This window comes from Streptomyces sp. NPDC028305, from assembly GCF_055569495.1.
The window spans coordinates 1,038,094-1,057,743 of the sequence record NZ_JBVHTN010000004.1; the positions used below are offsets into that span (position 1 = coordinate 1,038,094).

The window sequence follows — 19,650 nt, forward strand, 5'->3', positions numbered from 1 at the left end:
GGCGCCCCGCCGCCGCCCAGTCCCCGGCTCCTCGGCGGCCCCCGGGGCCCCCCCCCCCCCCCCGGCCGGGGGGGGGGGGGCCCCCGGCCCCCCCCCCCGCCGCCGACCTTTGCGTCACGTGGCGGGGCCGCGCGGCCGCCGCTACAGCAGTTCCGGTGTGAGGTCCGGGGCCGGCATGTGCGGGTCGAGGGGGAACAGGGGGCGCTCCACGCGGCGGTGGCCCAGCCGCCGCAGGTTCTGGTCGACGGCGCCCGGGGTGAGGGCCAGGCGCCAGTCGGCCGCCAGGTCGGACAACTCCGGCGCCGGGCAGCCCGCCTTCACGACGACCAGGTCGTATCCGCGCGGGTCCAGCTCGCCGAAGTCCGCGCGGGAGCGGAACGGTTTGCGGCGGCTGACCAGGACCGCGGTCACCCCGCCGCGCCGCACGGCGGCCACGTCGCCGCCGACCTCGTCGGCCTCGCGGAGGGCCACGACCTCGCCGGAGAGCTCGTACGGCTCGTACGGCTCGTACGGCTCGTACGGCCCGTGCGTACCGCCGACCGACAGCCGCACCCCCGCCCCCACCCCCGCGGCGAAGCACTCCGCGACCGCCGCCGGATCGGTGATGCCGGCGTGCAGGGCGGTGACGCGCCCGGCTGCCAGGTCCTCGTGGGCCAGCAGCCGCCCCAGCATGTACGGGAGGTCGCCCGCGCCGCCCGCCGCCGGGTTGTCGCCGGTGTCGCTGATGAGGAACGGGCGGGCGGGGGAGGCGACGGCCGCCTCGACGCACTCGTCGGCGTCGCCTGCGGGGGCGGCGAACACGAAGTCGTGGCGCAGGTCCCAGTACTCCGTGGCCAGCGAGCGGGCCTGCTCGACGGCGAGTGCGGGGTCGTCGCCGGTGACGACGACGGCCGCCTTGCAGCGCGGCTCGTCGGCCCAGGGCCAGCCGGCCCAGACCGCCGCGTCCACGATGCCGTCCAGCTCCTCGATGGAGGCCGGCCGCCCGTACAGGGATCTGGCGGGCTCCAGGCGCGGGCTGGTCCGTTCGCCGGGCAGCAGCACCGGCACCTGCACCCAGGCCAGGTGGGGGCGGCCCTTGCCGGCGGCGAGGCGTTCGACGAGTTTGCGGGCGGCGCGCTCGCGGGTCCGGGCTGCGTCCTGGCCCGCGGCGGGGCGGTGCGCGGCGTTGCTGTGCGCGGCGGGGCGGTGCGCGGTGACCAGGTCCAGCGCGGTGGCGAGCCGGCGCGAGACATTGCCGTGCGGGTCCATGGCGGCGGAGATCAGCGCGCGAGGGCCGAGGGCCTCCCGTACGGCCTCGGTCAGGTCGGCTTCGGCGTCCTCCAGGCCGACGACGCCCATCGCGCCGTGGAGTTCGTGGACGAGGCCGTCGAGAGGGCCGATCTGCCGTATGCGGTCCACCAGTTCACCCTTGAGGCGCCGGTACGCCTCCGGCTCGACCGGCCCGCCCGGCACCGCCACGGCGTGGACCAGCGGAACCCACTCGACCGGGCCGCTCAGGTCGCCGTCCGGGCGGGTCCAGGCGTCGCGGGCCAGCAGCTCGGCGCCGCGGGTGACGCGGAAGTCGTCGTACGTGGTGCGGTGCGGGCTGAAGGTGGCGGATCGGACGGACATACCGCCGATGCCGATGCGCGGGCGGCGGCCGGTGGGGAACGGCGTGCTCATGCGGATGCGGAATCCTTTCCCGGCTCGCGCGGCGGGCGGGCATGTGACCACGGATCTTATGCGGGTATCGGTCGATGTGGGGGTAATGACCGCCTATGGCGGGCGGGCGGGCTGCTCATGCCCGGACGACGGCTCCGCGCCACCCGCCACGCGGCATCGGCGCCCTGACGGAGCGGCGCCCCCAGCCGTGCTCCGCCGCCCTGGTGAACGGCCGCTGACGGGTGGCGGACCAGTGGCGGACCGCATTCCCGCGGGCGGTGTGGGAAAGTCCACAAAGGGGGCAAAGGATCTTTTCCGGCTGTCAGAGTGCAGGGGGAGTTCGCCGCCGGTCCAGCTTCAGGACGTGCGGCGTTCCTTCACATGTTCATCAGTGCGTTAGCCGCCACGGGTCCGGCCGGTCTCCCTCCGGGCCCGGCGAGTTCGGCGCGTTACCCGGAAAGCAGACCATGGCCGCACTCGCCCGGTGGTGCCTCAGGCGCCGCTTCGTCGTCATCGCGCTGTGGCTGGCCGCTTTCGCGGGGGTGTCGGTGGCGGCCGCGGTCACGGGGTCCGCGTACTCGAACGACTACGGCATCCCGGGGACGGACTCGGCGCGGGTCTCCGAGCTGATGGGGCGGGAGTTCCCGGGGCAGGCCGGGGACAGCGACACCATCGTCTGGCACACGGCGCGCGACGCGGGCACCGTGCGCGCGGTGGACGTGCGGCAGCGCATGGCGGCGGCGCTGGAGCGGGTCGAGAAGCTGCCCGGAGTCGTCTCCGTCACCGGGCCGTACGGCGACAGTGCTGTGGACGCGGCCCGGATCAGCGCCGACGAGCACACCGCCTACGCCACCGTCGCCTTCGACAAGCCCGCCTCCGAACTCGGCGAGGCTCAGGTGCGCGAAGTGGTCGACACCGCCCGCGCCGCGGCGGCCGACGGGCTCGAGGTGGAGATGGGCGGCGCGGGCATCGGCGCGGCCCAAGGGATGGGCTCCGCCCACCTCAGCGAGGTCATCGGGGTCGCCGTGGCCGCCGTCGTCCTCTTCCTGGCCTTCGGTTCGCTCGCGGCGGCGTTCCTGCCGATCGCCACCGCGGTGGTCGGCGTGGGCACCGCGTACGCGGGCGTCGGGCTGCTCGGCCACGCCATGACCGTCGCCGACTTCGCGCCCATGCTCGGCACGCTGATCGGGCTCGGCGTCGGCATCGACTACGCGCTGTTCATCGTCACCCGGCACCGCCAGGGGCTGAAGGCGGGGTTGCCGGTCGACGAGGCCGCCCGGCGCGCGGTGGCCACCTCGGGACGCGCGGTGATCTTCGCCGGGGCGACCGTCTGTGTGGCGCTGCTGGGCATGCTGGTGCTGCGGCTGAGCTTTCTGAACGGGGTCGCGGTCGCGGCGGCGCTGACCGTCCTGCTGACCGTCGCCGCGTCGGTCACCCTGCTGCCCGCGCTGCTCGGGGTGATCGGCACCCGGGCCCTGAGCCGGCGCGAGCGGCGCCGGCTGGCCGAGCGCGGGCCGCGGACCAAGGCGCGTGGCGGGTTCGCGGTCCGGTGGTCGGCCCTGGTCGAGCGGCGCCCGAAGCTGCTCGGCGCCATCGCGGCCGTGCTGATGCTGGTCCTCGCGCTGCCCACGCTCTCGCTCCGGCTGGGTACCTCCGACCAGGGCAACGACCCGGCCTCCTCGACGACCCGGAAGGCCTACGACCTCCTCGCCGAGGGGTTCGGGCCCGGCTTCAACGGCCCGCTGACGCTCGTCGGCCGGATCGACGGCGCCGCCGACCGGCTCGCGTTCGACAAGCTCCCCGAGACCCTGCGCGGCGCCGAGGGCGTCGCCTCGGTGAGCCGGGCCGAGCTGAGCACCAGCGGCGACACGGCCGTGATCACGGTCGTCCCCGAGACCGCCCCGCAGTCGCGCGCCACCTCCGAGCTGGTGTCCCGGCTGCGCCACGAGGTGCTGCCCAGGGCCGCCGAGGCCACCTCGCTCCGGGTGTACGTCGGCGGGCTGACCGCGGGCTACGACGACTTCGCGATGGTGATCGTCGGAAAGCTGCCGCTGTTCGTGGGGGTGGTCGTGGGCCTCGGCTGCGTCCTGCTGCTGCTCGCGTTCCGCAGCATCGGCATTCCGGTCAAGGCGGCCGTGATGAACGTGGCCGCCGTCGCCGCGTCCTTCGGGGTCGTCGTCGCCATCTTCCAGTGGGGGTGGGGGAGCGAGCTGCTGGGGCTCGGCCGGGCCGGCCCGATCGAGCCGTTCCTGCCGGTGATCATGGTGTCGGTGCTCTTCGGGCTGTCCATGGACTATCAGGTCTTCCTGGTCAGCCGGATGTACGAGGAGTGGCGGCAGACCCGGGACAACCGGGTCGCGGTGCGGGTCGGGCTCGCCGAGACCAGCCGGGTCATCAACTCCGCCGCCGTCATCATGATCGCCGTCTTCTCGGCCTTCGTGCTCAGCGGCGACCGCATCATCGCGATGTTCGGCATCGGCCTGGCCGCCGCCGTCGCCCTGGACGCCTTCGTCCTCCGTACGCTCCTGGTGCCCGCCGTCATGCATCTGCTGGGCGGGGCCAACTGGTGGCTGCCGCGCCAGCTGGACCGCTGGCTGCCGAGGATCAGCATCGAGGGGCCGGGCGAGCGCGCGGCGGACGGACCGTCCCTGCTGCCGGGACAGCGCGCACCCGAGGAGGAAGAAGACGCGGGGGCCGTACGGGCAGGCGTGCGCTGAGGGGGACTTCGGGTTACTCGCCGGTCTCCCGCGCCGTCACCAGCACCTCGCCCGCGGCCGTCCGGTAGTAGAGCACGGACCGCCCGGCGCGCCGCCGCCGCACCAGGCCGGCGTCCAGCAGAACCTTGAGGTGGCGGCCCACCGAGCCCAGCCCCTGGCCGGTCAGCGCGACGAGTTGCGTGGTGCTCTTCGGGCTGTCGAGCAGCACGAGGACGGCCGCCCGGCCCGGCCCGAGCAGCCTGCCCAGGGACTCGGGCACCGACGCCCGGTCCGCCTCGGCCAGCGCGCCCGAGCAGGGGTAGACCACGGCGTACCGGCGCGGAGCGTCCCAGGAGACCCAGCCGGTGTGCGGGGTAACCGGGACGAACAGCAGCCGCGCCCCGGAGATCTCCCGCGGCGGGTAGTCGTAAGGGTTGATCTGGAGCCGGCTCTCCCCGAGCCACCGCATCCCCGGCCGCATGGCGTCCACCACCGCGGCCCAGCCGCCCTGGCTCAGCTGCGCCGTGCGCGCCACCACATCGGCCTCGATGATCCGCCGGCGGCGGGGCCAGCTGGGCAGCACGGTCCGCGTCCACACCCACTCCAGGATGTCGGCGGCGCGCTCCGCCGGATCGCAGCGGCGCAGCGGGTCGGGGAGCGGGCCGCGCAGCGAGACGGTCAGATCGGCGCGGGCGGCCTCGGGCGGGGTCGCGCGGACGTACGCCAACTCCTCGGCGAAGCCCGGCTCGCCGTCGCCGGTGGGCGTGGGGGTGAGGAAGTCGGCGAGCCAGCGGTGGCCCACCGCCGCCCGTACGGTCAGCGCGGTGAGCGGGTCGCCGGCCAGCCGCGTCCGGTAGGCGGGCAGATGGGCGTCGAGCCAGGCGCGCTGGCCCGCGTGTTCGGCCACGCCCCGGTGCAGGGAGATCAGGCCCGCGACGGCCTCGGCGAGCGGTGAGACCACGAACCGGCTCCCGGCGAGGGTGTCCGCGTTGACCTGCCACCAGCCCATCAGCTCAGCCCAATCGTTTCGCGTGCGCGCGAAACTGTAACGCCGGCGGGCGGGGGCCGCCGAGACTCCGGGCCATGCGCACCTACCGAGAGCTGTTCGCCGTACCGGAGTTCACTCCGCTCTTCCTCACCGGCACCCTGAAGGCGGCCGCCTCGACGATGAGCGGGCTGGCCCTGGGCACGCTGGTGTACGCGGCGACCGGCTCACCGCTGCTGTCCGCCCTCAGCATGTTCGGCCCCTCCCTGGCCCATGTGATCGGCGCGACCGTGCTGCTGTCGGCCGCCGACCGGCTGCCGCCGCGCGCCGCCCTGTGCGGCCTGGGGCTGCTGTTCGCCCTGGGCACCGCCGCCCAGGCCGTCCCGGGCCTGCCGGTGCCTGCCGTCTTCGCGATCCTCCTGCTCCTGGGAACGACCGCCTCGCTGGGCGGCGGGGTGAGCTACGGGCTGCTCAACGAGATCCTGGTGCGGGACGGCTATCTGCTCGGCCGCTCCGTGCTCAACATGTCCACGGGCACCATGCAGATCTGCGGCTACGCGGCCGGCGGCGTCCTGGTGACCGCGCTGTCGCCGCGCGGCACCCTCCTCGTCGCCGCCGCCCTGTATCTCGTCGGGGCGTTCGTCGCGCTTTTCGGGCTCAGCCGGCGGCCGGCGCGGGCCGCGGGGCGGCCGTCGGTCGCCGAGACCTGGCGGAACAACGCCCGGCTGTGGTCCTCGGTTCCACGCCGCTATGTCTATCTCGCGCTGTGGGTGCCCAACGGGCTGATCGTCGGCTGCGAATCCCTCTTCGTCCCCTACGCTCCCGGGCACGCCGGGCTGCTGCTGGCCTGCGCGGCCCTCGGCATGCTCGTCGGCGACACCCTGACCGGCCGGTTCGTACCGCCGTGGTGGCGCGAGCGGCTCGGCGCCCCGCTGCGGCTGCTGCTCGCCGCCCCGTACCTGGTCTTCGCCCTGCACCCGCCGCTGCCGCTCGCGGCGGCCGCGGTCGCCCTCGCGTCGGTCGGCTTCGCGGCGAGCCTGCTGCTCCAGGAACGGCTGATGGCCCTGACGCCCGACGAGCTGAGCGGGCACGCGCTCGGGCTGCACTCCTCGGGCATGCTCACCATGCAGGGCGTCGGGGCCGCCCTCGCGGGCGCCGTCGCCCAGCACACCTCACCCTTGACCGCGATGGCCCTCATGGCGGCGGCCTCCGTCACGGTCACCCTGGCCCTGGCCCCGGGACTAAGGCCCCTGAGCCGTCCTAAGGACCCGGTGCCGGGTGGGGCTCAGGAGGTCTAAGGCCCCGGCGCGGGCGGAGATCAGGCACTCTCCCGATGTGGTGGACCCCCCTTGCGGACGAAAGTGGAGGGACGTTGAGAACCCCGTCACGACGGGGATCCGTGAACGACCACCCAGGAGAAAACGATGTTCCACCACGAGCTGTACAAGATCCGCCAGGCCGAGGCGCTGCGCGAGGCCGCCGAGTACCGGGTGGCCCGCCAGGCGCGGCGCGAGGGCGGCGGCCGGTCCGGTGTCGAGGAACCCGAAGGGCGGGTGAAGGCCGTGAACCGGCGGGGCGGCGGCCGCCGTACGCCGCGCGCGTACGGCACCGTGGCCTGAGACCGGGCCGCGCCGTGCTGCCCGTACCGCGCACCGCGCCGGTCCCCGGCATCGCCCAGGGCGCCGCCCGGGGCCAGTCCCGGGGCCGGTCCCTCGCCCCCCGGCTGTCGGACCCCTGTGCGATGCTCGACGTCGTGCAGCACACGTCAGTCAGCCCGGTGTTCGTCGGCCGCGCCCAGGAACTCGCCGTTCTCACCGACGCGCTCGCCTGCGCCGCCGGGGGCGAGCCGCAGGTGGTGCTCGTCGGAGGAGAGGCGGGGGTCGGCAAGAGCCGGCTCGTGGACGAGTTCCTGACCGGGGCCACGGCCGCCGGGGCCGCCGCCGCGGTCGGCGGCTGTGTGGAGATCGGGGTCGACGGCCTGCCGTTCGCCCCCGTGTCCACCGTGCTGCGCGCGCTGCGCCGCAAGCTGGGGGACGAACTCGACCGGGCCGCCGCCGGGCAGGAGGGCGAGCTGGCCCGGCTGCTGCCCGAGCTGGGCGAGACCGCCCGCGAGTCGCGTGACGAGGACAGCCGCGCCCGGCTCTTCGAGCTCACCGTCCGGCTGCTGGAGCGGCTGGCCACCGACCGGACGCTGGTCGTCGTGATCGAGGACCTGCACTGGGCCGACCGCTCCACCCGCGAGCTGCTCGGCTATCTCTTCCGCTCCCTGATCGGCGCCCGGCTGCTGGTCGTCGCCACCTACCGCTCCGACGACATCCACCGCCGCCACCCGCTGCGCCCCTTCCTCGCCGAGATCGACCGGATGCGGGCGGTGCGCCGTATCGAGCTGCCCCGCTTCAACCGCTCCGAAGTGCGCGCCCAGATAGCCGGGATCCACGGCGCCCGGCCCGACCGGGCACTGGTCGACCGCATCTTCGAGCGCAGCGACGGAAACGCCTTCTTCGTCGAGGAGATCGCCCGCAGCATCAGCGAGGGCTGCGCCACGGGCCTCAGCGAATCGCTGCGCGATCTGCTGCTGGTGCGGGTCGAGGCGCTGCCCGAGGGGGCCCAGCGGGTGGTGCGCTTCCTCGCCGAGGGCGGCTCCACCGTGGAGTACGAACTGCTGCGCGCGGTCGCCGGGCTCGGCGAGGACGACCTGATCGACGCGCTGCGCGCCGCCGTCGGCGCCAACATCCTGCGGCCCACGGGCGATGACAGCGGCTACCGCTTCCGCCACGCCCTCGTCCGCGAGGCCGTGGCCGACGATCTGCTGCCTGGCGAGCGCTCCCGCATCAACCGGCGCTACGCGGAGACGCTGGAGGACGAGCCCGCGCTGGTGCGGGCCGATGAGCGCGCGGCCCGCCTGGCCAGCTACTGGTACCACGCACACGACCCGGCCAAGGCCCTGCCCGCCGTGTTGCGGGCCTCCGTCGAGGCCCGTCGGCGGTATGCGCACGCCGAGCAGCTGCGGCTGCTGGAGCGCGCCATGGAGCTGTGGGAAGACGTCCCCGAGGGGATCCGCGAGGAGCAGCGCCCCCTCGACTACGCCGAGGCGTATCCCGCGTGCGGCTGTGACGACACGGCGCTGCGCCATCTGGACCTGCTGGCCGAGGTGGTGGTGGCCGCGCTCAGGTCAGGGCAGCGGGAGCGGGCGCTGACCGTCACCAAGCGGGCGCTGCGCAATCTGGACGAGAGCGAGGACCCGCTGCGGGCCGCGTGGTTCTGGACCCAGAAATCCAAGCTGGTGGGGTCTTTGGGGCGGGGCGACGGCTGGGCCGAGCTCGGCCGGGCCCAGGAGCTGGTGCGCGGACTGCCGCCGTCCGCCGTGCACGCCGATGTGCTGGCGGAGGCGGCGAGCTGGAGCATGGTCCGCAAGCACGGGCCGGACGGCTTCGCGGTGGCCGAGCGGGCCGTGGAGCTGGCCCGGCTGGTCGGCGCCCGGAGCACCGAGCTCCACGCCCGGCTGACGCTGGGCTATTTCAAGGCCGAGTCCGGGGACGTGGAGGGCGGCCTCGCCGAGATGCGGGAGGTCTGCGAGGCCGCCATCGAGATGGGCGATGTGAGCATCGTGGGGCGCTGCTTCATCAATCTGGTCTCCGGGCTCGAGGGGCTCGGCCGGTCGGCCGAGGCGGTCGAGGTCGCCGAGAAGGGCGTGCGGATACTGGACCGCTTCGGGCTGCCGGACTCCCTGGCGTGGGTGTTCGGGAACATGGCCGAGTCGCTGCTGTCGCTGGGCCGCTGGGCCGAGGCGGAGGAGGCCGCGGCCACCACCCGGCGCATGGCGATCGGCAACAAGACGGGCCGTATCGCGCTGAACCGCTTCGCCCGGCTGGCGCTGGCCCGGGGCGACTGGGACACCGCGGAGCGCGAGCTGTCGGTGGCCCGGGAGCAGCAGAACCTCATCCCCGAGCCGCAGTTCTCCATTCCGCTGACCCACCTCTCCCTCGAACTCGCGGCGGCCCGCGGCGGGATCCTGGAGGCCCGCGAGCTTCTCGGCCGGACCCTGGAGGACAGCCTCCGCGTCGGCATGCAGCGCTACACCTGGCCGCTGCTGACGGCCGCCGCCGCGGCCGAGGCGGACGCCCGTGGGCTGCCCGCCGCCGAGCCGGGCCGGGGCGAGGCCCTGGCCCGGATCCGGGCGACGGCCAAGCAGGTGGCGCAGCCGGTGCCGGTGTGGCGGGCCTACGGCCTGCTGCTGGACGCCGAACTGGCGCGCGCCGAGGGGCATGACGACGCCGACCGCTGGGCGGAGGCGGTGGCCGCCTTCCAGCGGCTGGACCGCCCGGACCCCCTGGCGCGGGCCCGCTTCCGCTGGGCGGAGGCGCTGCTGGCCTCGGGCGCGGCCCGCGAGCGGGTCGCGGAGCCCCTGGCGGCGGCCCACGCCACAGCGGTCCGGCTGGCGGCGCGCCCGCTACGCGAGGGCATCGAGCTGCTGGCCCGCCGCGCCCGGCTGCCGCTGGCATCCGGCCCGGCGGCCGCCGCGACCACCCCGATCGCCGCCCTTCCCGCGGCCTCCCCCGCGGACCCCGCCGCCGAGCCCGCCGACCCCGCCGCGGCCCTCGGGCTCACCCCCCGGGAGCGCGATGTGCTGCGGCTGGTGGCCCTGGGGCGCAGCAACCGTCAGATCGCCGAGGAGCTGTTCATCTCGCCGAAGACGGCGAGTGTGCATGTGTCCAACATCCTGGCCAAGCTGGAGGTGTCGGGCCGTGGTGAGGCGGCGGCGGTGGCACACCGGTTGAGGTTGGTTGATGGTTTGGGGGATGGGGTGGTGGCGCGTTGAGGGCGTTGGCTGGGGGTACGGGGGTTATCCCCCGGGGGATTGCAGTATCTCGCCGAAGACGGCGAGTGTGCATGTGTCCAACATCCTGGCCAAGCTGGAGGTGTCGGGCCGTGGTGAGGCGGCGGCGGTGGCACATCGACTGCGGCTGGTGGACGGCCTGGTGGACGAGGCCGCGGTGCGCTGAGCCGACGGGCCGCAGGCCGCGGCCCGCCGCCGCGCGCCCGGGCAGGGGCGTGCCCGGCGGATCCCGATGCCTGCGGTGGCCACACGGCGGAGCCGCGTTTCGGCGGGGCCGACCGGAGCCGGGAAGGTGCGGGTGAAGGAAAGATCCGCCGGAGACCCCTGAGCGGTTCGGCCCGCACGGCGGTCTTCGGACCGCGCGGACTCAGCGCCCGCGCGGCGGCTTGCGATCGGCGGGCGGTGGTTCAGCCCGACGGAGCCCAGGCCGCGGGTTCAGCCCTCGCGAGGGCGGACGACCACCCGGCCGGAGTCCAGGTCGATCGGCCCCCGCCACGGCTTGTCGCCATCGCCCACGTCGTCCACGGTCAACTCCAGGCGGTTGCGCTCTTCCTCGGTGTGCTTTCGGCCCGGCGAGAACAGTTCCTCGATGATGTTGAACACGGTGACCCCCAGGGGCAAGCGACTTCTGCCAGTCTAGGCGCTGCCCCGGTGATCTCCCCTGGCGTAGCGGAGACCCTTCCCACCAGGGGATCCGCCCGCCACAAGGGCCTCCCGTCAGGAGATCTCCAGCCGCAGGATCCGGTCGTCCTCCGCGCCCGGCTTCTTGCGCCCGTCCGTATTGCTCGTCGTCACCCACAGCCTGCCGTCGTCCGTGGCCACCACCGTCCGCAGCCGCCCGTACTTCCCATCGAGGAACGACTGAGGCTTCCCCGCCGAGCGGGTGCCGTCCAGGGGGATGCGCCACAGCCGCTCCCCGCGCAGCCCCGCCATCCAGATCGAGCCCTTGGCGTAGGCGATGCCGCTGGGCGAGGCGTCCTCCGGCTTCCACTGCTCGACCGGGTCGACGAACCCCTCCTTGCCGGCCTTGCCCTCGGCATCCGGCCAGCCGTAGTTCTTGCCCGGCTCGATCTGGTTGAGCTCGTCCCAGGTGTCCTGCCCGAACTCGGAGGCCCACAGCCGCTTGTCCGTGTCCCAGGCCAGGCCCTGGACATTGCGATGGCCGTAGGAATAGACCACCGAGTCGGCCTCGGGGTTGCCATGGGCGGGTTCGCCCTCCGGGGTCATCCGTAGGATCTTGCCGCCGAGCGACTCCTGGTCCTGGGCGAGACTTCGGTCCCCGCTGTCGCCCGTGCCCACATAGAGCATCTTGTCGGGGCCGAAGGCGATCCGCCCGCCGTTGTGAATGGCGCCCTTGGGGATGCCCTTGAAGACCGTGTCCGGGGCGCCGAGCTGGGAGCCGGTGGGGCGCTTGTCGTCGTACGACATGCGGGCGATGCGGTTGTCCGAGGCGGTGGTGAAGTACGCGTACACCATCGGGTTCGAGCCGTAGTCGGGGGAGATCGCCAGGCCCAGCAGACCGCCCTCGCCGCCGGGGGAGACACCCGCGACCGAGCCCACCTCCGTCTTCTTGCCGCTGTCCGCGTCGACCTTGAAGACCTTGCCGGTGTCCCGGGAGGAGACCAGCAGATTTCCGTCGGGCAGCGGGGCGATCCCCCACGGAGAGTCCAGCTTGGTGGTGAGCGTGCGGTCCACCTTCACCGAGCCCTTGGCCGGGGCTGCCGGGGCGGAGGACGAGGGAGAGGAGGAAGGACCCCCCTTGGGTGGGGAATCGCCGTCGGACCCGGATTTCTCGGGGCCGGGCGTGCTGGGGCGGCGGTTGAAGGGGCCCTGTCCGTCACCGGACGAGCAGCCCGCCGCGAGCAGCAGCGCGGCAGCGGAGGCGAGCACAGGGATCACACCAGGACGTCGCACCTTCGGTTCCTCTCCGTGGGCACATGTGCCTCGGCACGGCACTGATTCTTATACACCGCAGCCCCGCCGCCGGTTCCCACCGCGGAAACCCCCGCACACAAGCCCGGCCCCCAAGAGCGCGAGGCCCCGAACCCGAGCCGCCCGAGTTCTAGTCCCATGACCCCTGGGCCGGTGGCAGCGCCGCTATCTCCGCGAAGTCCGCGTCCGTCAGCCGGAGCCCGGCGGCGCCGCAGTTCTCCGTCGCCCACCGCTCCCGCTTGGTCCCCGGCACCGGCACCACATGCCGCCCCTGCCCCAGCAGCCACGCCAGCGCGACCTGCGCCGCCGTGACCGACTCCCCGTGCCGCCGCGCCACCCGGCGCAGCCCGGCCACGATCGGCTGGTTCGCCGCCATCATCTCCGCCGTGAAGCGCGGATGTCTGGCCCGTACATCGTCCGGCTCGAAGCCCTGCCCCGGTGTCAGCGTCCCGCTCAGGAAGCCGTTCCCCAGCGGCATCGCGGCCAGGAAACCGACCCCCCGTGAGGCGCACCACGGCACCAGCGCCTCCAGTGCCTCCGGCGACCAGACCGACAGCTCCGCCTGCACACAGCTGACCGGGAAGACCTGCTGCACCCGCTCCAGCTGCCGCACCGTGGCGTCGTGCATCCCGCCCCCGGCCCGCCGCTGTGCCCGCACCCCCAGCGCGCACAGCCCCAGCGCCCGCACCTTTCCGGCCGCGACCAGCTCCGCCATCGCGCCCCAGGTCTCCTCTATCGGCACCTCCGGGTCGGCCCGGTGCAGCTGGTAGAGGTCGATGACGTCGGTCTGGAGTCGGCGCAGCGAGGCGTCGCAGGCCCGCTTCACATAGCCGGGGCGGCCGTTGGCCACGATGTGCGTCTCGCCCACCAGCAGCCCGCACTTGGTGGACACGAAGGCGTCCCGGCGCCGCTCCTTGAGCACCCGCCCCACCAGCCGCTCATTCGTGAACGGCCCGTACATGTCGGCGGTGTCCAGCAGGCTCGCGCCCGCGTCGAGCGCGGCGTGCATGGCGCGCAGCGAGTCCTCACCGCTCCGCTGCGAAGCGGTGTACGCCCAGCTCATGGGCATGCACCCGAGGCCTATCGCGCCCACCTCGAGCGTCGCCGCCCCGATTCTCCTGCGCTCCACCTGGCCAGACCCCTCCCGTTTCCCGCACCAAACTAACGTCTGCGTGCGCCCGGTGATCGCATAGCCTCCAGGCATGAGCGCAGATCACAGCGACAACCCCGACAACCCGGTCCCCGACAACCCGGTTCCCGACGACTCGCGCCCCCTCGCGTGGCTGCCCTACCCCGCGGACGAGATCGACGGGCTGCCCGACGGCCTGGAATACGCCTACTGGGACGGCGAGTCCGACTACCCCACCGACCCCGCCCGCTGCGCGTTCTACTGCCTGCCGTACATGAAGAACAAAGAGGGTGTGCGGCCGCTGCCCGCCATGACCAATCTGAGCGTCGTGCAGACCCTCACCGCCGGCATAGACCATGTGCAGTCGGTCATCGCGGACCTGCCGCCCGGCGTGCGGCTGTGCAATGCGCGCGGGGTGCACGACGCGAGCACCGCGGAGCTGGCCCTGACCCTCATCCTCGCCTCGCTGCGCGGCATCCCCGGCTTTGTGCGCGAGCAGGACGCCGGGCGGTGGAGCCAGGGCTTCCGTCCCGCGCTCGCCGACAAGTCCGTGCTGATCGTGGGCTACGGGTCGATCGGCGCCGCGATCGAGGACCGGCTTGTGCCGTTCGAGTGCGAGCGGGTCCTTCGCGTCGCGCGCTCCCCGCGCACGACCGAGCGCGGTCCGGTGCACCCGATCGACGACTTGCCCCGACTGCTTCCGGACGCCGATGTGGTGGTGCTCGTCACGCCCCTCACCCCTGCCACCCGCGGCCTGGCCGGGGCAGACTTCCTGGCCCGGATGAAGGACGGCGCGTTGCTGGTGAACGTCGCGCGCGGTCCGGTGGTGGACACCGAGGCGCTGCTCGTCGAGTTGGAGAAGGGCCGGCTGCGGGCCGCGCTGGATGTGACCGACCCCGAACCGCTGCCCGCCGGGCATCCGCTGTGGCACGCTCCAGGAGTGCTCATCACCCCGCACGTGGGGGGTCCTTCGTCGGCCTTCCTGCCCCGCGCGAAGCGGCTGCTGCGTGACCAGCTGCGCCGTTTCGCGGCCGGAGAACCGCTGAGTCATATCGTCACAACGACCGGATGAAATGCCCGTGGCACCACATACAGACACGGTATGACTGCACTCCGTATAAACAACGCCGTTGTCGGTTACGGTGCGTAGATGACCTATGTCCCTGAGTGACGGGTCTGGTGTATCGTCCCGAGCGGGGGCTGGCGCCACTGACCGAATGGCGTCAGCGATGGACCGGAACTCAAGGGGGGCGACGGGCGATGCATGGCCGGTGGAGCCAATGGACCGACGACCCGACGCGACTCAGGCGTCGACAGCTAGCTTCCCGCGCCCTCGCGCGGCACTCGAAGGCCGTCCGGTGAGCGCCACCGGAGCGGTGCTCGCCCGGCCGTCGGTCTCCGGCGGCGGGGCGGGGCTGCTGCCTCAGGTCATGCTGGCCCTGGTGTGCGGCGGATACGCGGCGGGCGCGGTGCTCGGCTGGGGCTCGTCCGGACTGGCCGTGTTCATGGGCGACTTCGGGCTCAGCGCCGCCGCCCTGGCCGCCTCCGTCTCCTGCCTGTGGTACGGCCGTACGCGCTCCGGGCGGCTGCGTCCCGCCTGGCTGCTGTTCGCGGCGTCCTCGTTCATGGCCGCGCTGGGCAACGGCGTCTGGGGCTGGTACGAGGTGGTGCTCGGCCGCCCCGTCCCCAGCCCCTCGCCCGCCGACTTCTGCTTCCTGCTCTTCGCCCCGCCCGCGATCGTCGGCATGCTGGTGCTCGCCAAGCGCCCGGTGACCCGCGCCGGCTGGATCTGCCTGGCGCTGGACGCCTGGCTGATCGCCGGTTCGCTGCTGACCCTGTCCTGGAGCCTGGCGCTCGCGCACACCGCCCAGTTCGGCGGGGGCGGCGAGTCCGTGGCGCGCAGGGCTTTCTCGCTCGCCTATCCGCTGCTGGACATCGTGTTGGTCAGCATGGTCGTCGCGGTCCACTTCCGGCGCTCCTCGACCAACCGCTCCGCGATCAACACCGCGATCGCCGCCTTCGCCGTGACCGTGCTGTGCGACGCGCTGTTCACCTCGCCGCTGCTGCGCGAGCACTACCGCTCCGGACAGATCCTTGACGCCGGGTGGTTCGCGGGCTCCATACTGCTCGCGTACGCCCCCTGGGTGGCCCGGCGCGAAGCCGCTCAGGCCCCGCCCACCACGGTCCGCCGCCCCGCGCGCCCCGCGCAGCCCAGCCGCGCCAGCGCGGGCTCCCTCGCCGCCCTGGCGCCGTATTTCGCCGCCGCCGTCTGCACCCTGGGGATCCTCTACAACGTGATGGACGGCCGGCCGATCGACGGGGTGATGCTCTTCACCGCCTGCGCGGTCGTGCTCGCCCTCGTCGTCCGCCAGGCCATCATGCTGCTCGACAACATCTCGCTCACCCAGGAGCTGGCGGAGAAGGAGAACCACTTCCGCTCCCTGGTGCAGAGCTCCAGCGACGTCATCATGATCGCCGCGCCCACCGGGATCCTGCGCTATGTGAGCCCGGCCGCCACCGGGGTCTACGGGCGCGACGCCGACGATCTGGTCGGCTCCGAGCTGGCCTCCCTCATCCACCCCGAGGACCTGGGCTCGGTCGTCCACGAGGTCCGGCGCTTCCTGGCCGCCTCGCCGGGGGAGGAGCCCACCACCCGCATCGAGTGCCGCTTCCGCTCCGGCTCCGGCGACTGGCTCAACGTGGAGTCGACGATCAACCGCCACCACGGCGGCCTCATCTTCAACAGCCGGGACGTCACCGAGCGGGTGCGGCTCCAGGCCCAGCTCCAGCACAGCGCCGAGCACGACCCGCTCACCGACCTGCCCAACCGCTCCCTGTTCACCAAGCGGGTCAGCCACGCGCTCGCCGGGCGGCGCCGCACGGACGCGGGCACCGCCGTGCTCTTCATCGACCTCGACGGCTTCAAGGCGGTCAACGACACCGTCGGCCACCAGGCGGGCGACGAACTGCTGGTCCAGGCGGCCCGCCGGCTCCAGGAGTCCGTGCGGTCCGGGTCCGGCGACTGCGCGGCCCGGCTCGGGGGCGACGAGTTCGCCGCGCTGATCCTCGGCGACGGCGACCGGGACACCGCCGCCCGCGAGTGCCGCATCCTGGAGATCGCCGACCGGCTGCGCGCCCGGCTCTCCCAGCCCTACCAGGTCGTGGGCGGCACCGAGGTCCGGGTGGCCGCCAGCATCGGCGTCGCCTTCGCCGAGCCCGGCACCAGCCCCGGAGAGCTGATGCGCAACGCCGACCTGGCGATGTACCGCGCCAAGGCCGCGGGCAAGAACCGGGTCGAGCTGTACGCGCCGCAGATGCAGGCCGATGTGACGCGCCGCGCCGAGTTCGCCACCCGGCTGCGGACCGCGCTCAACGACGGCGAGTTCGTGCTGCTGAACCAGCCCGTCGTCGAGCTCGCCGGCGGCCGGATCACCGCCGTCGCCGCCCAGCCCCGCTGGCGCTCCGCCCAGGGCATCCTGTTCACCCCGGCCGAGTTCCTGCGGGTCGCCGACAGCGGGCACGACACCGCGCGCGGCGGCCGCGGCGGCGAGGACGCGGCCCGCACCGCCGAGCTGGCCCGCTGGACGCTGGAGGCGGCCGTCGAGCAGGCCGCGGAGCGCCGCCGTGACGGATTCCCGGTTCCGGTGTGCGTACGGCTCCCGGCGAGCCGCCTGGTGGACAGGTCGATGCCGCCGAAGAGCGTCGAGGCTCTGCTGGCCCGGCACGGCCTGCCCTCCGGCGCGCTGATCCTGGAGCTGACCGACAGCGACCCCCGGGTGCCGCTGGACGAGCTGGAGCACCGGCTGAGCGCGCTGCGGCGGCTGGGCGTGCGCGTCGCCCTCGACGGCTTCGGCAGCGGCTATGCCGCGATCCGGGCGCTGCGCAGGCTCCCCATCGACGTGCTCAAGCTGGACCGGGGGCTGGTGGAGGGCGTCGTCGAGTCCTCCCGGCTGCACAAGATCACATCAGGGCTGCTGCGGATCGCCGGAGACCTGGGCATGCAGTCCCTCGCGGAGGGGGTCGACCTGCCTGAGCAGATCGTCGCCCTGCGGGCCATGGGGTGCTCCCATGCCCAGGGGGCGGCCTTCTCCGGGCCGCTGGACGAGCACCGGCTGCGGCGCGCCCTGAACCGCGGCTCGTACCCTGTGTCGCGGTCGGACAGCCCCGTGCTGGTCGGCGGCGCGCTGCCGGTGCGCCACCTGGGCCATGTCGCGCTCCATGGGGCCGGGCACCCGGCGGGACACGCCGCCGGGCATGGCGCGGGTCACGGGCCGCGGCGGGCGGAGCCTCACACCCACCCCCCGTCCCGTTCAAATACTGAGACGCCCGTCCCACCCACTTGACACCCGATATGCGCCGGGGGGAGGGTCGGAGCCATGCGCACCCGAATTCTCGTACTTGGACAGCGCGTCGGCTGAGCAGGGCCACCCCGAAAGCCCTGCGGACCTCTCCGGCGCGCTCCCCTCGCTTGCCTCACGGCACGAGGGGTTTTTTGTTGCACTGGCACAAGTCGTACCGCTCTCCCACTCCCCGCACAGACCCTCATCCGAGAAGAGAATGCCGATGACCGAGCAGGCCACCGGGGCCCACCATCCCCAGCCGCGGCCCCGAAACGGCGGTTCCCACCCCGCCCCCGTCGAGCACGTCACGGGCGCGCAGTCCCTCATCCGCTCGCTCGAGGAGGTCGGCGCCGACACCGTCTTCGGTATCCCCGGCGGCGCGATCCTCCCCGCGTACGACCCGATGATGGACTCCTCGAAGGTCCGGCATGTGCTCGTCCGCCATGAGCAGGGTGCGGGCCACGCCGCCACCGGCTACGCCCAGGCCACCGGCAAGGTCGGCGTCTGCATGGCGACCTCGGGCCCCGGCGCCACCAACCTGGTCACCCCGATCGCCGACGCGCACATGGACTCGGTCCCCATCGTCGCGATCACCGGTCAGGTCGCCTCCAAGGCCATCGGCACGGACGCCTTCCAGGAGGCGGACATCTGCGGCATCACCATGCCGATCACCAAGCACAACTTCCTGGTCACCAAGGCCGAGGACATCCCGCGGACGATCGCCGAGGCGTTCCACATCGCCTCCACCGGCCGCCCCGGCCCGGTCCTGGTCGACATCGCCAAGGACGCCCTCCAGGCGCGGACCACCTTCTCCTGGCCGCCGCAGACCGATCTGCCCGGCTACCGCCCGGTCACCAAGCCGCACGCCAAGCAGATCCGCGAGGCCGCCCGCCTGATCACCCAGGCCGAGCGCCCGGTGCTGTACGTGGGCGGCGGCGTCCTCAAGGCCCAGGCCACCGCCGAGCTGAGGGTGCTGGCCGAGCTGACCGGCGCGCCCGTCACCACCACCCTCATGGCGCTGGGTGCCTTCCCCGACACCCACCGCCAGCACCTGGGCATGCCGGGTATGCATGGCACCGTCGCCGCCGTCACCGCCCTCCAGAAGGCCGACCTGCTCATCACCCTGGGCGCCCGCTTCGACGACCGGGTCACCGGCAAGCTCGACTCCTTCGCCCCGAACGCCAAGGTGGTCCACGCCGATATCGACCCGGCCGAGATCGGCAAGAACCGCGCCGCCGACGTGCCGATCGTCGGCGACGCCCGCGAGGTCATCGCGGACCTGGTCGTCGCGGTCCAGGCCGAGCACGACGCGGGCCACGTCGGCGACTACTCCGGCTGGTGGGAGGACCTGAACCGGTGGCGGGAGACCTACCCGCTGGGCTACGAGCAGCCGGAGGACGGCAGCCTGTCCCCGCAGCAGGTCATCCAGCGGATCGGACAGCTGGCGCCGGAGGACACGATCTTCGCCGCGGGCGTCGGACAGCACCAGATGTGGGCCGCCCACTTCATCGACTACGAGCAGCCGGCGACCTGGCTGAACTCCGGCGGCGCCGGGACCATGGGCTACGCGGTCCCCGCCGCGATGGGCGCCAAGGCCGGCACCCCGGACCGCACGGTCTGGGCGATCGACGGCGACGGCTGCTTCCAGATGACCAACCAGGAGCTGGTCACCTGCGCGCTGAACAACATCCCGATCAAGGTCGCGATCATCAACAACGGCGCGCTGGGCATGGTCCGCCAGTGGCAGACGCTCTTCTACAACCAGCGCTACTCCAACACCGTGCTGCACTCGGGCCCGGACACCCCCGCCCAGCAGAACGCGGGCACCCGCGTCCCCGACTTCGTCAAGCTCGCCGAGGCCATGGGGTGCATCGGGATCCGCTGTGAGGACCCGGCCGACCTCGACGCCGTCATCGAGAAGGCCAACTCGATCAACGACCGGCCGGTGGTCGTGGACTTCATCGTCCACGAGGACGCCATGGTCTGGCCGATGGTCGCGGCCGGCACCTCCAACGACGAGATCCAGGCGGCGCGCGGCGTCCGTCCGGACTTCGGCGACGGCGAAGACGACTGAGGCCAGGACAGCAGAG

The 19,650-nt window shown here is 73.5% G+C and carries 12 protein-coding genes and 1 pseudogene; 8 read left to right on the forward strand and 5 right to left on the reverse strand.

Features of this window, described 5'->3' with window-relative positions; all coding sequences use genetic code 11:
• Window positions 1–141: 141 nt before the first annotated feature.
• Window positions 142–1,662, reverse strand: coding sequence for a M81 family metallopeptidase (locus ACZ4WQ_RS20840; RefSeq protein WP_468022332.1), 1,521 nt, complete (start codon window positions 1,660–1,662; stop codon window positions 142–144).
• 446 nt (window positions 1,663–2,108) lie between these two features.
• Between ACZ4WQ_RS20840 and ACZ4WQ_RS20845 the strand changes: the two genes are divergently transcribed.
• Entirely contained in the window at window positions 2,109–4,358 is a 2,250-nt protein-coding gene (locus tag ACZ4WQ_RS20845) for an MMPL family transporter (RefSeq protein ID WP_468022333.1), read from the forward strand.
• Between the two features lie 13 nt (window positions 4,359–4,371).
• Here the strand turns inward: ACZ4WQ_RS20845 and ACZ4WQ_RS20850 are convergent, their stop codons facing one another.
• On the reverse strand, window positions 4,372–5,346 hold the full coding sequence (locus tag ACZ4WQ_RS20850; protein ID WP_311730738.1) for a winged helix-turn-helix domain-containing protein: 975 nt from the start codon (window positions 5,344–5,346) through the stop codon (window positions 4,372–4,374).
• A 74-nt stretch (window positions 5,347–5,420) separates the two neighbouring features.
• On the opposite strand from ACZ4WQ_RS20850, the gene ACZ4WQ_RS20855 reads away from it, so the two are divergent.
• From ACZ4WQ_RS20855 to ACZ4WQ_RS20870, 4 genes and pseudogenes are all read left to right on the forward strand, one after another.
• Window positions 5,421–6,620 (forward strand): MFS transporter, encoded by a 1,200-nt coding sequence (locus ACZ4WQ_RS20855; protein ID WP_468022334.1) that lies wholly within the window; start codon window positions 5,421–5,423, stop codon window positions 6,618–6,620.
• A gap of 126 nt (window positions 6,621–6,746) precedes the next feature.
• The gene (locus ACZ4WQ_RS20860; RefSeq protein ID WP_311730736.1) at window positions 6,747–6,941 is read left to right on the forward strand and encodes a hypothetical protein; all 195 of its coding nucleotides are present in this window, start codon (window positions 6,747–6,749) and stop codon (window positions 6,939–6,941) included.
• A gap of 122 nt (window positions 6,942–7,063) precedes the next feature.
• Window positions 7,064–10,141, forward strand: coding sequence for a helix-turn-helix transcriptional regulator (locus tag ACZ4WQ_RS20865; RefSeq protein WP_398371858.1), 3,078 nt, complete (start codon window positions 7,064–7,066; stop codon window positions 10,139–10,141).
• 46 nt (window positions 10,142–10,187) lie between these two features.
• Window positions 10,188–10,325: pseudogene (locus tag ACZ4WQ_RS20870) on the forward strand (LuxR C-terminal-related transcriptional regulator); the annotation flags it as partial.
• 269 nt (window positions 10,326–10,594) lie between these two features.
• Here the strand turns inward: ACZ4WQ_RS20870 and ACZ4WQ_RS20875 are convergent.
• From ACZ4WQ_RS20875 to ACZ4WQ_RS20885, 3 genes are all read right to left on the reverse strand, one after another.
• Window positions 10,595–10,780 (reverse strand): DUF6191 domain-containing protein, encoded by a 186-nt coding sequence (locus tag ACZ4WQ_RS20875; protein WP_311730735.1) that lies wholly within the window; start codon window positions 10,778–10,780, stop codon window positions 10,595–10,597.
• A 96-nt stretch (window positions 10,781–10,876) separates the two neighbouring features.
• The gene (locus tag ACZ4WQ_RS20880) at window positions 10,877–12,073 is read right to left on the reverse strand and encodes a PQQ-dependent sugar dehydrogenase (RefSeq protein ID WP_468022335.1); all 1,197 of its coding nucleotides are present in this window, start codon (window positions 12,071–12,073) and stop codon (window positions 10,877–10,879) included.
• A 148-nt stretch (window positions 12,074–12,221) separates the two neighbouring features.
• Complete coding sequence (locus tag ACZ4WQ_RS20885) at window positions 12,222–13,220, reverse strand: aldo/keto reductase (RefSeq protein WP_385348948.1); 999 nt, start codon at window positions 13,218–13,220, stop codon at window positions 12,222–12,224.
• Between the two features lie 73 nt (window positions 13,221–13,293).
• Here ACZ4WQ_RS20885 and ACZ4WQ_RS20890 point away from each other — a divergent pair, with 73 nt between their 5' ends.
• From ACZ4WQ_RS20890 to ACZ4WQ_RS20900, 3 genes are all read left to right on the forward strand, one after another.
• Window positions 13,294–14,292, forward strand: a complete 999-nt coding sequence (locus ACZ4WQ_RS20890) for a 2-hydroxyacid dehydrogenase (RefSeq protein WP_385348945.1) — start codon at window positions 13,294–13,296, stop codon at window positions 14,290–14,292.
• Window positions 14,293–14,578: 286 nt separating this feature from the next.
• A complete protein-coding gene (locus tag ACZ4WQ_RS20895; protein WP_385348942.1) occupies window positions 14,579–17,563 on the forward strand; it encodes a putative bifunctional diguanylate cyclase/phosphodiesterase in 2,985 nt (994 codons plus the stop codon).
• Between the two features lie 214 nt (window positions 17,564–17,777).
• Window positions 17,778–19,634 (forward strand): acetolactate synthase large subunit, encoded by a 1,857-nt coding sequence (locus tag ACZ4WQ_RS20900; RefSeq protein ID WP_311730730.1) that lies wholly within the window; start codon window positions 17,778–17,780, stop codon window positions 19,632–19,634.
• The last annotated feature ends 16 nt before the right edge of the window (window positions 19,635–19,650 follow it).